We start from the raw sequence: 16,374 nt of genomic DNA, 5'->3' as shown, positions 1-16,374 counted from the left end.
GCACGCCTCGGCGTGCCGGCCCCCGGGTGGAACCTGGGTCATCGCACGAATTCGGCGGCACCGGTGGCCAGGTCGAGCAGGGGCGCCGGGGCGACACCCAGGACCAGCGTGGCGAGCACGCCGATGACCAGGGCCGCCGAGGTGAGCGCGCCCGGCACGGTAACCGTCGGGGTGGCGTCGCCGGGCTCGGAGAGCCACATCATCACCACGACCCGCAGGTACGGGAAGGCCAGCACCATGCTGGTCAGCACGCCGGCGATCACCAGCCAGGCCTGGTTCACGTCCAGCGCCGGGGCGAAGACGGCGAACTTGCTGGTGAACCCGCTGGTGAGCGGGATACCGGCGAAGGCCAGCAGGATGAACGTGAAGATCGCCGCGAAGAACGGCGACCGGCGGCCCAGTCCGGCCCAGCGGGACAGGTGGGTGGCCTCCCCGTCGGCGTCCCGGACCAGGGTCACCACGGCGAACGCGGCGAGCACCGAGAAGCCGTACGCGACCAGGTAGAACATGGTGCCGGAGAGCCCCTCCTTGCTGGGTGCCAGCACGCCCACCAGCAGGTAGCCCGCGTTCGCGATCGACGAGTACGCCAGCAGCCGCTTGATGTCCGTCTGGGTGACCGCGAGCACCGCGCCGACCAGCATGGTCAGCACCGCCACCGCGCCGAGCACCGGGGTGAAGTCCCAGGAGGCCCCGGCGAAGGCGACGTGGAAGACCCGCAGCAGGGCGCCGAACGCGGCGACCTTGGTGCAGGCGGCCATGAAGCCGGTCACCGGGGTCGGCGCGCCCTGGTAGACGTCCGGGGTCCAGACGTGGAACGGGGCGGCGGCGGCCTTGAAGAGCAGGCCGATGGCGAGCAGCGCCATGCCGGCGAAGAGCAGCACCGGGCTGGACGAGGACTCGGACACCGCGGCGTGCACGGTGGCGAAGTCGACGCCGGCGCCCCGGCCCGGGATCCCGGCGGTGAAGCCGTAGATCAGGGCCACGCCGAAGAGGAAGAACGCTGAGGCGTACGCGCCGAGCATGAAGTACTTCAGCGCGGCCTCCTGGCTCAGCAGCCGCCGGCGGCGGGCCAGCGCGCAGAGCAGGTAGAGCGGCAGCGAGAAGACCTCGAGCGCGATGAACATGGTCAGCAGGTCGTTCGCCGCCACGAAGATCAGCATGCCGCCGATCGCGAAGGTGACCAGCGGGTACACCTCGGTGGTGCCGCCCATCCCGTCGGCCTGCCGCCGGTCGTCGGCCGAATCGGCGGTGACCGCGGCGTGGGCCACGAAGGCCCCGCCCCGCTCCACCGTGCGCTCGCCGATCAGCAGCAGCGCCATGGCGGCCAGGATCAGGATGGAGCCCTGGAGGAAGAGCGTCGGCCCGTCCACGGCGATGGCCTGGCCGGCGGTGATCAGCCGGTCGTCGGCGTTCAGGATCACCATGGTCAGCGCGCCGAGCACCGCCACCAGAGCGAGCGCGAGCTGCACCGTGTTACGCAGGCGGCGCGGCACGAACGCCTCGACCAGGACGCCGACCAGGGCGGCGCCCAGCATGATCAGGATGGGAGCGAGCGCCGCGTAGTCGATCGACGGCAACTTCAGCTCGGTCATTTCGCGGCCTCCTGGACGCTACCGACCTCCGGGGCGGGATCGGTCCGACCCACGTCCTGCATGGTCGCCTTCACGGCGGGGTTGATGACATCGGTGACCGGCTTGGGGTAGAAGCCGAGCAGCACGATCAGCGCGATCAGCGGGGCGACCACGACCTTCTCGCGCAGGCTGAGGTCCCGGCGCATGCCGTCGACCTCGGTCAGGGCCGGGTTGAGAGTGCCCTGGGTGGTGCGCTGCACCATCCACAGCACGTACGCCGCGGCCAGGATGATCCCGAGTGTGGCGATCACCGCGACCGGCTTGTTCGTGGTGAACGTGCCGATCAGCACCAGGAACTCGGAGACGAACGGCGCGGTGCCGGGCAGCGCCAGCGAGGCGAGACCGGCGAAGAAGAGCACCCCGGCGAGCAGCGGCACCAGCTTGCCCGCACCGCCGAAGTCGCTGATCAGCGCCGAGCCCCGGCGGGCGATGAGCATGCCCACCACCAGGAAGAGCAGGCCGGTGGCCAGGCCGTGGTTGAGCATGTAGAGCACAGCGCCGGTGCCGGCCTGGGTGGTGAAGGCGAAGATGCCGACCCCGATGAACCCGAAGTGGGCGATCGAGGTGTACGACACCAGCCGCTTGAGGTCGTTCTGGCCGACCGCCAGCAGTGCGGCGTAGATGATGCCGATCACGCCGAGCGCCAGCGCCCACGGGGCGAACCACCGCGACGCCTCGGGGAAGAGCGGCAGGCAGTATCGCAGGATCCCGAAGGTGCCGACCTTGTCCAGCACGCCGACCAGCAGCGCGGCCGCGCCGGCCGGGGCCGCGCCACCGGCGTCCGGCAGCCAGGTGTGGAACGGGAAGAACGGCGCCTTGATCGCGAACGCGAGGAAGAAGCCGAGGAAGAGCCAGCGGGCCGTGTCGGTGGCGAACTCGGCCTGGCTGAGCGCCTGCCAGTCGAAGGTCTTCCCGCCGACCACCCAGAGGCCGATCACCGCGGCCAGCATGAACAGGCCGCCGACCAGGGAGTAGAGGAAGAACTTGACCGCCGCGTACTGCCGCTGGTGGCCGCCGTAGCTGCCGATGAGGAAGTACATCGGCACCAGCATGACCTCGAAGAACACGTAGAACAGGAAGACGTCGGCGGCGGCGAAGACGCCGATCATCGTGCACTCGAGGACGAGCAGCAGCGCGAAGTAGACCGGCACCGAGCGCTTCGACGACTCGGCGTCGTGCCACGACGCCAGGATCACCAGCGGCACCAGGATCGCGATCAGCATCAGCATGACCAGCGCGATGCCGTCCACCTCGAAGGTGAAGTTGACGCCCCAGTTCGGGATCCACGCGTAGGACTCGCGGAACTGGAACCGGTCACCGTCGGCCTGGAAGGCGATCCACATGACCACCGAGAGCACCAGCACCAGCAGCGACCAGCCGAACGCCACCAGCTTGGCCAGGTCCGGGTTGCGCCGCGGCAGCAGGGCCACGACCAGGGCGCCGACCAGCGGCGCCACGGTCAGCACCGAGAGGAACGGGAAGTTGGACATTATTCGGCCTTACCTCCGTCGTGACTGCGTGGCCCGCCGGCGGGGGCGGCCGCGTTGAGGTCGATCACGCCAGCCACCCCGCCTGCACCGCCAGGAAGGCCGCCACCACGAGCAGCGCGCCGGTCAGGATCGAGGTCGCGTACGACCGCACGAAACCGGTCTGCAGCCGCCGGAGCCGGCCCGAACCCCCGCCCACCGCGGCGGCGAGGCCGTTGACCAGCCCGTCGACGCCCCGGTTGTCGAGGAAGACCAGCGCCCGGGTGAGGAAGACGCCCGGCTTCTCGAAGACCGCCTCGTTGACGGCGTCCGTGTAGAGGTTCCGGCGGGCGGCGGTGACCAGCACGCCGGCCGGCTGCGGCTCGGTGGCCGTGCCGTTGCGGAACAGGAACCAGGCCAGCCCGGCGCCCAGCACGGTCACCAGCAGCGAGAGCGTCGTGATCAGCCAGTGCGCGAGGACGGCCTCGTGGCCCTCCTCCTGGCCGCCCAGGCCGGCGGTCGCCTCCAGCCAGTCCGGCACCGACGTGGCGAGCAGGAAGCCCGCCGCGACCGAGCCGATCGCCAGCAGGACCAGCGGGATCGTCATCAGCTTCGGCGACTCGTGCGGGTGCTCGATGTCCTCGGTCCAGCGGGCCGGTCCGTGGAAGGTGAGCACGAAGAGCCGGGTCATGTAGAACGCGGTGAGCCCGGCGCCGAGCAGCGCGGCCATGCCGAAGAGCCAGGCCGTCCAGCCCTCCCGCTCGAACGCGGCCACGATGATCGGCTCCTTGGAGAAGAAGCCGGAGAACGGGAACATGCCGATGATCGCCAGCCAGCCCATCATGAAGGTCAGCCAGGTGACCTTCATGTACTTCGACAGGTTGCCGAAGCGGCGGATGTCGACCTGGTCGTTCATGCCGTGCATGACCGAGCCGGCGCCGAGGAACATGTTGGCCTTGAAGAAGCCGTGCGCCAGCAGGTGCACGATGGCCAGCGCGTACGCCGCGCCACCCAGGCCCACGCCGAGGAACATGTAGCCGATCTGGCTCACCGTCGACCAGGCCAGCACCCGCTTGATGTCGTCCTTGGCCGCGCCGATGAGACAGCCCATCAGCAGGGTGATGGCGCCGACGCTGACCACCACGAGCTGGAGCGTGTGGTTGGCCGAGAAGATCGGGTTGGAGCGGGCGATCAGGTAGACGCCCGCGGTGACCATGGTGGCCGCGTGGATGAGCGCGGAGACCGGGGTCGGGCCCTCCATGGCGTCCGGCAGCCACGCCTGGAGCGGGAACTGGCCGGACTTGCCGGTGGCGCCGAGGAGCAGCAGCAGGCCCAGCACCAGCACCGTGGTCGAGGTCAGCGAGCCGACCCCGTTGAAGACCTCGTCGTACTGGGTGGTGCCGAGCATGGCGAACATGACGAAGATGCCGATGGCCAGGCCGGCGTCGCCGACCCGGTTCATGAGGAACGCCTTCTTGCCGGCGGTGGCCGCGCTCGGCCGGCCGTACCAGAAGGAGATCAGCAGGTACGACGCCAGACCGACGCCCTCCCAGCCGAAGTAGAGCATCACGTAGTTGTTGCCGAGCACCAGCAGCAGCATCGCGGCGACGAACAGGTTGAAGTACCCGAAGAACCGTCGCCGGCCCTCGTCGTGCGCCATGTACTCGACCGCGTAGAGGTGGATCAGGAAACCCACCCCGGTGATCAGCAGTACGAAGACGGCGGCCAGCGGGTCGAAGAGCAGACCGAAGTCCACCTTGAGGTCGCCGACCGTGATGAACTGCCAGAGGCTCTGCTCGACCTGCTTGTTCTCCAGGCCACGGAGCTGGAAGAAGTAGGTCAGGCCGAGCACGAAGGCGGCGCCGATGGCCGCCACGCCCAGCCAGTGGCCCCAGCGGTCCGCCCGCTTGCCGAGCAGCAGCAGGATCGCCGCGCTCACCAGCGGGATGGCCACCAGCAGCCAGACACTGCCCAAGAGGCCATCCGCCGTCGCGAAAGCGACGGTTCCAGCCGGTTCAGCCTGGGCGTACGTCAGAATCTTCTCCACCGCGAGCCCCTCAGTACTTCAGCAGGTTGGCGTCGTCGACGCTCGCCGAGCGCCGGGTCCGGAAGATCGACATGATGATCGCGAGCCCGACCACGACCTCGGCCGCGGCCACCACCATCACGAAGAACGCCATGATCTGGCCGTTCAGGTCGCCGTTGATCCGGCTGAACGTGACAAGCGTCAGGTTGGCCGCGTTGAGCATCAGCTCGACGCACATGAACAGCACGATCGCGTTGCGCCGGATCAGCACGCCGACGGCGCCGATGGTGAACAGCACCGCCGCGAGGATCAGGTAGTAGTCCGGGGTCACTTCTCCGTCCCCTTCAACGAGGTTTCCTCGGCCGTCAGCTCCCGCACCGGCATGATCTCCGGGATGCTGCGGTCGGTCAGCCGGCCGTCGGGCAGGCGGGCCGGGGTGGCCACCGAGGACGACGTGGCGAAGACACCCGGTCCGGGCTTCGGGCCGGGGTAGTTGCCGGGACGGAACCGGGCCTTCATGGTGGCGACCTGGTCCATCCGGTCCTCCTTGCGCCGCTCCACGTGCGCCAGCACCATCGCGCCCACCGCGGCCGTGATGAGCAACGCGGAGGTCAGCTCGAAGGCGAAGACGTACTTGGTGAAGAGCAGCCGGGCGATGCCCTGCACGTTGCCCTCGGCGTTCGCCCGGTCGAGGCCGGCCGCCTGCACGCCCTCCAGGGCCCGGTAGAGCCCGGAGCCGACCAGGCCGGCGAAGCCGAGCCCGAGCACCACCGCGGCGACCCGCTGGCCGCGCAGCGTCTCGATCAGCGAGTCGGAGGCGTCCCGGCCGACCAGCATCAGCACGAACAGGAACAGCATCATGATCGCGCCGGTGTAGACGATGATCTGCACCATGCCGATGAACGGCCCGGCCTGGAGCACGTAGAACACGCCCAGGCAGAGCATGGTCAGCACCAGCCAGAGCGCCGAGTGCACCGCGTTGCGCGCCCAGACCATGCCGATGGCCCCGAGGAGGGCCAGCGGGGCGAGGATCCAGAAGGTGACCTCCTCACCTCCGGACACCTGGCCCGCCGCGGCGAGCACCGTCTGCGTGGTCATGCTCCTGCTCCCTTGCCCGCCTCGGCCCGCTGCGCGGCCTGCTCGGCGCCGGGGAAGGTCACGCCGGGGTGCTCCTCCACCTGGTACCGGCCCGGGCCCATGGGCGAGCGCTCGGCGCCGGCCGAGGTGCCCGGGTTGGTCAGCCCGCCGACGTAGTAGTCCTTCTCGCTGTCGCCCAGCCGCATCGGGTGCGGCGGCTGCTCCATGCCCGGCAGCAGCGGCGCGAGCAGCTGCTCCTTCGTGAAGATCAGGTCCTGCCGGTTGTCCCGGGCCAGCTCGTACTCGTTGCTCATGGTGAGCGACCGGGTCGGGCAGGCCTCGATGCAGAGCCCGCAGAAGATGCACCGGGCGTAGTTGATCTGGTAGACGCTGGCGTACCGCTCACCCGGGGAGAAGCGCTGCTCCTCGGTGTTGTCGCCACCCTCCACGTAGATCGCGTCCGCCGGGCAGGCCCACGCGCACAGCTCGCAGCCGATGCACTTCTCCAGCCCGTCCGGGTGCCGGTTGAGGATGTGCCGCCCGTGGTAGCGCGGCGCCGAGACCGGCGGCTTGAACGGGTAGTCGGTGGTGACGACCTTCTTGAACATGTGCGAGAAGGTGACACCGAAGCCCTTGAACGTTCCGGTGATCGCGCCCACGTCACACCTCCCTGGAGTCCGAGCCGGCGACGAGGTTGGCCGGCTCCCGCTCGGCGACCACGCGCTTGGTACGCGGGCTCGGCGGAACCTGAAGATCCATCGGCGGCAGCGGGAAGCTGCCGTGCGGGCGGCTGTTCACCTGCTCCTGGAGCGGCGGCTTCGGCGCCTTCTTCCGGCTCGGCCAGAAGAGCGTGGCCAGCAGCAGCACGCCCGCGCCGACGCCGGTGGCGAGCAGCCGGTCCTTGGTCTGCCAGTCCTCGATCGAGCGGAGGCCGCTCAGCACCAGGATCCAGACCAGGTTGATCGGCAGCAGGACCTTCCAGCCGAAGCGCATGAACTGGTCGTAGCGGAGCCGGGGCAGGGTGCCCCGGAGCCAGACGAAGACGAAGACCAGGATGATGACCTTGCCGAAGAACCAGAGCATCGGCCACCAACCCGAGTTGGCGCCCGACCAGAGGGTGATCGGCCAGGGTGCCCGCCAGCCGCCGAGGAAGAGCGTGGTGGTGACCGCGGACATGGTCACCATCGAGACGTACTCGGAGAGCATGAAGAGCGCGAACTTGAGCGAGCTGTACTCGGTCATGAAGCCCGCGACCAGCTCCGACTCCGCCTCGGGCAGGTCGAACGGCGCCCGGTTGGTCTCACCGACCATGGCGATGAAGAAGATGACGAAGCTGGGCAGCAGCAGGATCGCGTACCAGCCGGGGGCCGGGATCTGCTGGCCGGCGATGGTGAGCTGGGTGGCGTCCCCCTGCGCGGCGACGATCCCGCTCGTCGACATCGTGCCGGCGGTCATGAACACCGCCACGATGCTCAGCCCCATGGCGACCTCGTACGAGATCATCTGGGCGCTGGACCGGAGACCGCCGAGCAGCGGGTACGTCGAGCCGGAGGCCCAGCCGCCGAGCACGATGCCGTAGATGCCCATCGAGGAGCAGGCGAGGATCACCAGCACCGCCACCGACACGTCGGTGACCTGCAGCGGCGTGTGGTGACCGAAGATGCTCACCTTCGGGCCGAACGGCACCACCGACAGCGAGGTGACCGCGCAGATCACCGAGATGGTCGGCGCGAAGAAGAAGACCACCTTGTCGGCCGTCCGCGGGAGGATGTCCTCCTTGAAGGCCATCTTCAGGCCGTCCGCGAGGGTCTGCAGCAGGCCGAACGGGCCGACCTGGTTCGGGCCGGGCCGCACCGCCATGCGGCCGACGACGCGGCGCTCGAACCAGACGCCGAGCAGCGTGGCCAGCAAGCCGAAGGCGAACGCAAAGACGATCTTGATGAGGACCAGCCACCACGGGTCCTTGCCGAAGTCCGCCAGCGTCGGGTCCTGCGCCGCGAGGTAGAGGTTCACTGCGCCCACCTTTCGTTCGCGACTGCGGGGCTCACTCGCTCCGCTCGTTCACTCCTCGCGCTCACTGGACACTCCCGGTGTTGAGGAGCGGACCCGGGCGGGCGGCCGCGTCAGCGGCGACCGCCGCGGCCGAGACCTTCACGACCTCGCCGGACGTCGCGCCGAGGCTGCGCCGGACGGTCGAGCCGGGTGAGTTGGTCGGCAGCCAGACGACGCCGTCCGGCATCTCGGTGATCGCCGCCGGCAGGGTGACCGCGCCGCGGTCGGTGCCGACGGTCACCGGGTCCCCGTCCGCGACACCGAGCGCCTCGGCGGTGCCCTTGCCCAGCCGGACCACCGGCGGGCGGGCGGTGCCGGCGAGGTGCTCGTCGCCGTCGGTGAGGCTGCCCAGGTCGAGCAGCTGGTGCCAGGTGGCCAGCACGGCCTCGCCGGCGCCGGGCTGCGGCACGGTGGCCGGCTCGACGGACGGGGCGGACGGCCGGTCGACCCGGGTCGGCGGCAGCGCGCCCAGCTCCCGGCGGACGCTCTGCACGTCGCCGGTGCCGAGCCGCACGTCGAGCTGCGCGGCGATCGCGTCGAGCACCCGGCCGTCGGTCATGGCCGCGGTGTCCAGCACCTTCTCGAAGGTGCGCAGCCGGCCCTCCCAGTCCAGGAAGCTGCCGGCCTTCTCGACCACCGGGGCGATCGGCAGGACCACGTCGGCCCGGCGGGCCACCGCGCTCATCCGCAGCTCCAGGCTGACCAGGAACGGCACCGCGTCCAGGGCCTGCTCGGCCAGGCGCGGGTCGGACAGGTCGGCCGGGTCGACACCGGCCACCACGAGGGCGCCGATCTGACCGTTGGCCGCGGCCGTGAGGATGCCGTCGGTGTCCCGGCCGGCCTGGCTCGGGATCACCCCGGCCGGGATGTCCCACGCCTCGCCCAGCTCGGCGCGGGCGGCCGGCTCGGTGACCACGCGGCCGCCGGGCAGCAGGTTGGGCAGGCAGCCCGCGTCGACCGCGCCGCGGTCACCCGCGCGCCGCGGCACCCAGGCCAGCTTGGCCCCGGCGCGCCGGGCCACGTCCGCCGCGGCGGAGAGGCCGCCGGGCACCGCGCCCAGCCGCTCGCCGACGATCAGGATGGCGCCCGGCTGGCTGAGCGCCTCGGCCACCGTGGCGTGCTCGGCCAGCACGCTGGCCTCCTCGCCCGGCACCACCCGGGCCAGCTTGGCCCCGAGCTTCTCCAGGCCGCGGGTCGCGAACGGCGCGAGCGCGTAGACCGTGAGCTTCTTCTTCAGGTACGCCTTGCGCAGCCGCAGGAAGAGGATCGGGCACTCCTCCTCCGGCTCCAGGCCGACCAGCACCACGGCGGGCGCGTTCTCCACGTCGGCGTAGGTCACGTCGGTGACCCCGGCGACGCTGCTGGCCAGGAAGTCGGCCTCCTCGCGGGAGACCGGGCGGGCCCGGAAGTCGATGTCGTTGGTGTGCAGGGCGACCCGCGCGAACTTCGCGTACGCGTAGGCGTCCTCGACGGTGAGCCGGCCGCCGGTCAGCACCGCCGTGCCCTGCTCGCCGTCCCGGGCGGCGCGCAGCCCCTCGGCGGCCCGGGTGAGGGCCTCGCTCCAGGACGCCTCGCGCAGCTCACCGGTCTTCCCGTCCCGCACCAGCGGGGTGGTGAGCCGGTCGAACGCGCGGGTGTACTGGAAGCCCCAGCGGCCCTTGTCGCAGTTCCACTCCTCGTTCACCGCCGGGTCGTCACCGGCCAGCCGGCGCAGCACCTTGCCGCGCCGCCAGTCGGTGCGCTGCGCGCAGCCGGCCGCGCAGTGCTCGCAGGCGCTGGGGGTGGAGACCAGGTCGAACGGGCGGGCCCGGAACCGGTACTGCGCGCCGGTCAGCGCGCCCACCGGGCAGATCTGCACGGTGTTGCCGGAGAAGTAGGAGTTGAAGGGGACGTCACCTTCGTCGCCCTCCTCGCCGTAGGCGTCGTCCCGGTAGATGTTGATCTCCTCGGCGGACGACCGGCCCATCAGGTCGATGAACTTGTCGCCGGCGATCTCCTCGGAGAACCGGGTGCAGCGCTGGCAGAGCACGCAGCGCTCGCGGTCGAGCAGCACCTGGGTGCTGATCGGCAGCGGCTTCGGGTACTCCCGCTTGTGCTCGTGGAAGCGGGAGTCGGTGCGGCCGGTGGACATCGCCTGGTTCTGCAGCGGGCACTCGCCGCCCTTGTCGCACATCGGGCAGTCCAGCGGGTGGTTGAGGAGCAGCAGCTCCATCACCCCCTCCTGGGCCTTCTTGGCGACCGGGGAGGTGAGCTGGGTCCGCACCACCATGCCGTCGGCCACGGTCTGGGTGCAGGAGGCGACCGGCTTGCGCTGGCCCTCCACCTCCACCAGGCACTGCCGGCAGGCGCCGGCCGGGGCCAGCAGCGGGTGGTCGCAGAACCGCGGGATCTCGGTGCCCAACTGCTCGGCGACCCGGATCAGCAGCGCCCCCTTGGGGGCGGTGACCTGGACGCCGTCGATGGTCAGGGTGACGGTCTCGGTCTGCTTGGCTACGTCGGTCATCAGTGGGCTCCCACCAGCTGCTTCTCGGAGAGCTTCGGCGCGGTACGTCCCTCGATGTAGTCGAGGTAGTCCTGCTTGAAGTACTTCAGCGACGAGGTCACCGAGCTGGTCGCACCGTCACCCAGACCGCAGAACGAGCGGCCGAGGATGTTGTCGCAGGTGTCGAGCAGGGTGTCCAGGTCCTCGTGGGTGCCCTGACCGGAGAGGATCCGCCGGTAGACCCGGACCATCCAGTAGTTGCCCTCACGGCACGGGGTGCACTTGCCGCACGACTCGTGGTGGTAGAACTCCAGCCACCGGTAGGTCGCGTACACCGGGCAGTCCTGGTCGGAGAAGATCTGCGTGGCCGTGGTGCCCAGGATCGAGCCGGCCGCCGCCACCCCCTCGAAGTCCAGTGGCACGTCCAGGTGCTCGGCGGTGAGCAGCGGCGTCGACGAGCCGCCCGGGGTCCAGAACTTCAGGTTGTGCCCGGGCTGCATGCCGCCGGCCAGCTCGATCAGCTCGCGCAGGGTGATCCCCATCGAGCACTCGAACTGGCCCGGGTTGGCGATCCGGCCGGAGAGCGAGTAGATCATCGGGCCGGAGGACTTCTCCGTCCCCATGGTCTTCCACCAGTCGGCGCCGCCCAGCACGATGTACGGCACGCTGGCGATGGTGCCGACGTTGTTCACCACGGTCGGGCTCGCGTACAGGCCGTGGGTCGCCGGGAACGGCGGGCGCAGCCGGGGCTGGCCCCGGAAGCCCTCCAGCGAGTCCAGCAGCGCGGTCTCCTCACCGCAGATGTACGCCCCGGCGCCGGAGTGCACCACCAGGTCGAGGTCGAAGCCGCTGCCCTGGATGTTCCGGCCGAGGTAGCCCTTGGCGTACGCCTCCTGCACGGCGTTGCGCAGCCGGCGGGCGGCGTGCACGGCCTCGCCGCGGATGTAGATGTACGCCCGGTTGGCCCGGATCGCGTACGAGGCGATGATGACGCCCTCGACCAGCGAGTGCGGGTCGTGGGTCATGAGCGGCAGGTCCTTGCAGGTGCCCGGCTCGCCCTCGTCGGCGTTCACCACGAGGTAGTGCGGCTTGCCGTCGCCCTGCGGGATGAACCCCCACTTGAGACCGGTCGGGAAGCCCGCGCCGCCGCGGCCGCGCAGCCCGGAGTCCTTGATCAGCTGGATCAGGTCGTCCGGGTGCGCCTTGAGCGCCTTGCGCAGGGCGGCGTAGCCGTCCAGCTTCTCGTAGGTGCCGAGCCGCCAGGCGTCCGGCGACAGCCAGCGCTTGGTGAGCACCGGCGTCAGCTTGGCCAGCGTCTCCGGCCGAGGAGCGGTCACTTCTGGACCCCCGTTTCGCTCGCGACCGCCGGGCCCGCGCCGTTGGCGCCCGCCCCGGCCTCCGCTTCCTTGAGGTTGCGCTGCTGCGCGCCGGCCTCGTCGCCGGCGGGCTTGCCGTCACCGGCCGGCGGGTTGGCCGCCACGCCGGCGGACTCGGCCGCCTGGGCGTCGCGGGGCGCGGGCGCGGTGGTGTCCGTCGGGACCTTGGTGCCGGGGGCGTCCGCCACCGCGGTGCCCGCGTCCGGCTGCCGGGTCTCGGCGGTACGGACCTGCGGCGACTTGTCGTCAGGCGCCTTCACGTCCGGCGCGGTGCTGCCGGTGGCCGCCGCGGGCTTCACCGGCTCGGCGGCCGGGGCCGGCTTCGCGGCCTCGGCCCGGGCCTTCGCCTCGGCGGCGGCCTTGTCGGCCTCGGCCTTGCTGCGGATCGGGGTGTTCGGGTCGAAGCCCGGCACCGAGATGCCGTGCTGCTCGGCCAGGCGCAGGCCGCGCAGGGTCGGCTCGCCCGGCCCGCCGTCGGCCACCGCGCCGTCGCGCTCGTCGGCAAAACCGGCGAGCTGGACGGCCATCTCCTTGAGGGTGCAGAGCCGGGCGCCCCGGGTCGGCATCGGCCGGCCCCCGGCCCGCAGCTCCTCCACCACTCCGAGCGCGCCCTGCGGGTCGACGTTGTCGAAGAAGTCGTAGTTGACCGTCATGACCGGGCCGTAGTCGCACGCCGCCAGGCACTCGGCGTGCTCCAGGGTGATCTTCCCGTCGGCGGTGGTCTCGTCGTGCCCGACGCCCAGGTGCTCGGCGAGGGTGTCGTAGACCTCCTGGCCGCCGAGCACGTTGCACATGGTGTTGGTGCAGACGCTGACCAGGTAGTCACCGGTCGGCTTGCGCTTGTACATGGTGTAGAAGGTGGCGACCGCGCCGACCTGGGCCTTGTTCAGCCCGAGCACCTCGGCGCAGAACTCGACCCCGGCCGGGGAGACGTACCCCTCCTCGGACTGGACCAGGTGCAGCAGCGGCAGCAGGGCCGAGCGGGACCGGTCCGCCGGGTACCGGGCGATGATCTCCCGCGCCCGCTCCCGGGTCTCTTCAGTGAAAACACTCATCGGTCACAACCACCCATCACGGGGTCCAGCGAGGCGCCACCGGCGATCACGTCGGCGATCAGGCCACCCTCGGCCATCGCCGGGAGGGCCTGGAGGTTGACGAAGCTCGGCTCCCGGTAGTGCACCCGGTAGGGGCGGGTGCCGCCGTCGGAGACCGCGTGCACGCCCAGTTCGCCGCGGGGCGACTCGATGCCGACGTACACCTGGCCCGCCGGGACCCGGAAGCCCTCGGTGACGAGCTTGAAGTGGTGGATCAGGGACTCCATCGACTGACCCATGATCTTGGCGACGTGCTCCAGCGAGTTGCCCATGCCGTCCACGCCGATGGCGAGCTGCGCCGGCCAGGCGATCTTGCGGTCGGCCACCATCACCGGGCCCGGCTTGAGCCGGTCGAGGGCCTGCTCGACCAGCTTCAGCGACTCCCGGATCTCGGCCAGCCGGACCAGGTAGCGGCCCCAGACGTCGCCGTCGGTGTGCGTCGGCACGTCGAACTCGTACGTCTCGTAGCCGCAGTACGGCATGGTCTTGCGCAGGTCCCAGGCGAGGCCGGCGGAGCGGAGCACCGGGCCGGTGACCCCGAGCGCGAGGCAGCCGGTCACGTCGAGCACCGCGACGTTCTTGGTGCGCTCGATCCAGATCGGCTGGCCGGAGAGCAGGTCCTCGTACTCCTTGAGCTTCTTCGGCATCAGCTTGAGGAAGTCGCGGATCTTGACGATCGCGTCGTCCGGCACGTCCTGCGCGACGCCGCCCGGCCGCACGTACGCGTGGTTCATGCGCAGGCCGGTGATGGTCTCGAAGATGTCGAGGATGTACTCCCGCTCGCGGAAGCCGTACAACATCATGTTGATCGCGCCCAGCTCCATGCCGGTGGTGGCCAGCCAGACCAGGTGCGACGAGATGCGGTTGAGCTCCATCATCAGCACCCGGATGGTGGTGGCCCGCTCGGTCACCTCGTCGGTGATGCCGAGCAGCTTCTCCACCGCGAGCGCGTACGCCGTCTCGTTGAACAGCGGGGAGAGGTAGTCCATCCGGGTCACGAAGGTCGAGCCCTGGACCCAGTTGCGGTATTCGAGGTTCTTCTCGATGCCGGTGTGCAGGTAGCCGACGACCGAGCGGGCCTCGCGGACCGTCTCGCCCTCCAGCTCCAGGATCAGCCGGAGCACGCCGTGCGTGGACGGGTGCTGCGGACCCATGTTGACGACGATCCGCTCGTCGTTGATCGGGTCCGTGCCGGAGACGACCTGGTCCCAGTCCCCACCGGTGACGGTGAAGACCTTGCCCTCGGTCGTTTCGCGCTCGGTCGCGTAGTTCGACGTGGTCACTGGTAGGACCTCCTACGGTCCGGCGGCGGGATTTCCGCACCCTTGTACTCGACGGGGATGCCGCCGAGCGGGTAGTCCTTGCGCTGCGGGTGCCCCTCCCAGTCGTCCGGCATGAGGATCCGGGTCAGGTTGGGGTGGCCGTCGAAGACGATGCCGAACATGTCGTACGTCTCCCGCTCCTGCCAGTCGGCGGTCGGGTAGACGGCGGTGACGCTCGGCAGGTGCGGGTCCTCGGCGGAGACCGCGGCCTCCAGCCGGACCCGGCGCCGGTAGGTCATCGAGGTGAGCTGGTAGACCACGTGCAGCCGGCGCCCGTCCGCGCCCAGGTAGTCCACACCGGACACCGAGGAGCAGAGCTCGAAGCGGAGCGCCAGGTCGTCGCGCATCACCTGGCAGATCTCGGCGATCCGCTCGGGGCGGACGTGCAGGGTCAGCTCGCCCCGGTCGACCACGACCTTCTCGATCGCGTCGCCGAACTGGGGGTACGCCTCCTCCAGCGCGTCGCGGACCTCGTCGAAGTAGCCCCCGTACGGGCGGGCGGCCTCCTCGATGGGCTTGCGCTGGCGGACCAGGCCGCCGTAGCCGGAGACGTCGCCGGTGCCCTGGTTGCCGAACATGCCGCGCCCGGCCGGGCTGGCCGGCGGGTACTCCGCCGGGGCGGTGCTGCTGGCGCCGGCCGGGGTGGTCGGGACCGGCACGCCGCCGTCGTTGTTCTTGTCGTTCGGTGCCGTCACTGCGCCTGCCCTCCGTTCGCGACTGCGGGGCTCCGCTTCGCTGCACTCCTCGCGCTCACTTGGGGCCCCGCTGCACGCCGAGGTGGTTCTGCGCCTTCATCCAGTTCTCGATCCGCAGCTGCTCCTCGCGCCCCTCGCGGACCGCCTTCGTCCACTCGGCGCGCCGGGCCTTGTCGTTGCGGTACGACGACGGCATCGAGCCGTAGGGCACGACGGGCACGTCACCGCGCTCCTTGCGAGCCTCCAGCATCTTGCGGCCGTTCGCGCCCAGCGGCTCGTACATGATCTTCTCGCGGAGCTTGAGCACCGCGTCGATGAGCATCTCGGGCCGGGGCGGACAACCCGGGAGGTACATGTCGACCGGGACGATGTGGTCGACGCCCTGCACGATGGCGTAGTTGTTGAACATGCCGCCGCTGCTGGCGCAGACGCCCATCGAGATGACCCAGCGGGGCTCGGCCATCTGGTCGTAGATCTGGCGCAGCACCGGGGCCATCTTCTGGCTCACCCGGCCGGCCACGATCATCAGGTCCGCCTGCCGCGGCGAGGCCCGGAAGACCTCCATGCCCCAGCGGCCCATGTCGTAGTGCGGACCACCGGCGGCCATCATCTCGATGGCACAGCAGGCCAGGCCGAAGGTGGCGCCCCAGACGGACGACTTCCGCGACCAGTTGACCAGCTTCTCCACGGAGGTGAGCAGGACGCCGGCCGGGAGCTTCTCCTCGATGCCCATCTGACGTACCTCCCTCAGTCCCAGTCCAGGCCGCCGCGCCGCCAGACGTAGGCGTAGGCGACGAAGACCGCGACGATGAACAGGACCATCTCCACGAAGCCGAAGATCGGCAGGGCGTCGAAGGAGACGGCCCAGGGGTAGAGGAAGATGATCTCGATGTCGAAGACGATGAAGAGCATCGCCGTCAGGTAGAACTTGATCGGGAACCGGCCGCCGCCGACCGGCTGCGGGCTCGGTTCGATGCCGCACTCGTACGCCTCGAGCTTGGCCTTGTTCAGACGCCGGGGGCCGGCGAATCGGGCGGCGGCCACGGAGAACAGCGCGAACCCCGCAGCGAGGGCGAACAGCCCGATGATCGGTGCGTAAGGAGAGAGCGTCATCGTTGTCTCCTGCTCGTCCTTCCCTGACCTCGGTGGTTGG

At 70.4% G+C, this 16,374-nt stretch carries 14 protein-coding genes; all 14 read right to left on the bottom strand.

The features are described from left to right. Positions 1-38: 38 nt before the first annotated feature. Complete coding sequence (gene nuoN / locus NLX85_RS30105; protein WP_254340840.1) at positions 39-1,592, bottom strand: NADH-quinone oxidoreductase subunit NuoN; 1,554 nt, start codon at positions 1,590-1,592, stop codon at positions 39-41. Further along, positions 1,589-3,121, bottom strand: coding sequence for an NADH-quinone oxidoreductase subunit M (locus tag NLX85_RS30100; RefSeq protein ID WP_189193306.1), 1,533 nt, complete (start codon positions 3,119-3,121; stop codon positions 1,589-1,591). Before NLX85_RS30100 ends, nuoN begins: the two co-directional genes overlap by 4 nt. 64 nt (positions 3,122-3,185) lie before the next feature. Next, entirely contained in the window at positions 3,186-5,144 is a 1,959-nt protein-coding gene (gene nuoL / locus NLX85_RS30095; protein ID WP_254340839.1) for an NADH-quinone oxidoreductase subunit L, read from the bottom strand. Between the two features lie 10 nt (positions 5,145-5,154). Further along, complete coding sequence (nuoK, locus tag NLX85_RS30090; protein WP_073834091.1) at positions 5,155-5,454, bottom strand: NADH-quinone oxidoreductase subunit NuoK; 300 nt, start codon at positions 5,452-5,454, stop codon at positions 5,155-5,157. Next, positions 5,451-6,221 (bottom strand): NADH-quinone oxidoreductase subunit J, encoded by a 771-nt coding sequence (locus NLX85_RS30085; protein WP_254340838.1) that lies wholly within the window; start codon positions 6,219-6,221, stop codon positions 5,451-5,453. Before NLX85_RS30085 ends, nuoK begins: the two co-directional genes overlap by 4 nt. Further along, positions 6,218-6,859 carry an NADH-quinone oxidoreductase subunit NuoI gene (nuoI, locus tag NLX85_RS30080; RefSeq protein WP_091315294.1) on the bottom strand — a complete coding sequence of 214 codons (642 nt, stop codon included), beginning with the start codon at positions 6,857-6,859 and terminating at the stop codon, positions 6,218-6,220. The genes NLX85_RS30085 and nuoI overlap by 4 nt, the downstream gene beginning before the upstream one ends. Before the next feature lies 1 nt (position 6,860). Beyond that, complete coding sequence (nuoH, locus tag NLX85_RS30075; protein ID WP_254340836.1) at positions 6,861-8,213, bottom strand: NADH-quinone oxidoreductase subunit NuoH; 1,353 nt, start codon at positions 8,211-8,213, stop codon at positions 6,861-6,863. Between the two features lie 61 nt (positions 8,214-8,274). Further along, positions 8,275-10,755: an NADH-quinone oxidoreductase subunit G gene (locus NLX85_RS30070; RefSeq protein ID WP_254340834.1), complete on the bottom strand. Its 2,481-nt coding sequence runs from the start codon at positions 10,753-10,755 to the stop codon at positions 8,275-8,277. After that, on the bottom strand, positions 10,755-12,071 hold the full coding sequence (gene nuoF, locus NLX85_RS30065) for an NADH-quinone oxidoreductase subunit NuoF (RefSeq protein WP_254340832.1): 1,317 nt from the start codon (positions 12,069-12,071) through the stop codon (positions 10,755-10,757). Before nuoF ends, NLX85_RS30070 begins: the two co-directional genes overlap by 1 nt. Beyond that, positions 12,068-13,165 (bottom strand): NADH-quinone oxidoreductase subunit NuoE, encoded by a 1,098-nt coding sequence (gene nuoE / locus NLX85_RS30060; RefSeq protein WP_254340830.1) that lies wholly within the window; start codon positions 13,163-13,165, stop codon positions 12,068-12,070. Before nuoE ends, nuoF begins: the two co-directional genes overlap by 4 nt. Continuing rightward, positions 13,162-14,487, bottom strand: a complete 1,326-nt coding sequence (locus NLX85_RS30055; RefSeq protein WP_254340829.1) for an NADH-quinone oxidoreductase subunit D — start codon at positions 14,485-14,487, stop codon at positions 13,162-13,164. The genes nuoE and NLX85_RS30055 overlap by 4 nt, the downstream gene beginning before the upstream one ends. Further along, positions 14,484-15,221 (bottom strand): NADH-quinone oxidoreductase subunit C, encoded by a 738-nt coding sequence (locus NLX85_RS30050; protein ID WP_254340827.1) that lies wholly within the window; start codon positions 15,219-15,221, stop codon positions 14,484-14,486. The genes NLX85_RS30055 and NLX85_RS30050 overlap by 4 nt, the downstream gene beginning before the upstream one ends. 55 nt (positions 15,222-15,276) lie before the next feature. Further along, positions 15,277-15,954, bottom strand: coding sequence for an NADH-quinone oxidoreductase subunit B family protein (locus tag NLX85_RS30045; RefSeq protein WP_254340825.1), 678 nt, complete (start codon positions 15,952-15,954; stop codon positions 15,277-15,279). A 14-nt stretch (positions 15,955-15,968) separates the two neighbouring features. Further along, positions 15,969-16,334 (bottom strand): NADH-quinone oxidoreductase subunit A, encoded by a 366-nt coding sequence (locus NLX85_RS30040; protein ID WP_073834101.1) that lies wholly within the window; start codon positions 16,332-16,334, stop codon positions 15,969-15,971. Positions 16,335-16,374: the final 40 nt, after the last annotated feature.

The sequence above is a fragment of the Micromonospora sp. A3M-1-15 genome, from assembly GCF_024213425.1.
In the GTDB taxonomy this organism is placed as follows: Bacteria; Actinomycetota; Actinomycetes; order Mycobacteriales; family Micromonosporaceae; genus Micromonospora; species Micromonospora chersina.
Note: the sequence above shows the minus strand (reverse complement) of the source record. Positions and strands in the feature narration are given on the sequence as shown.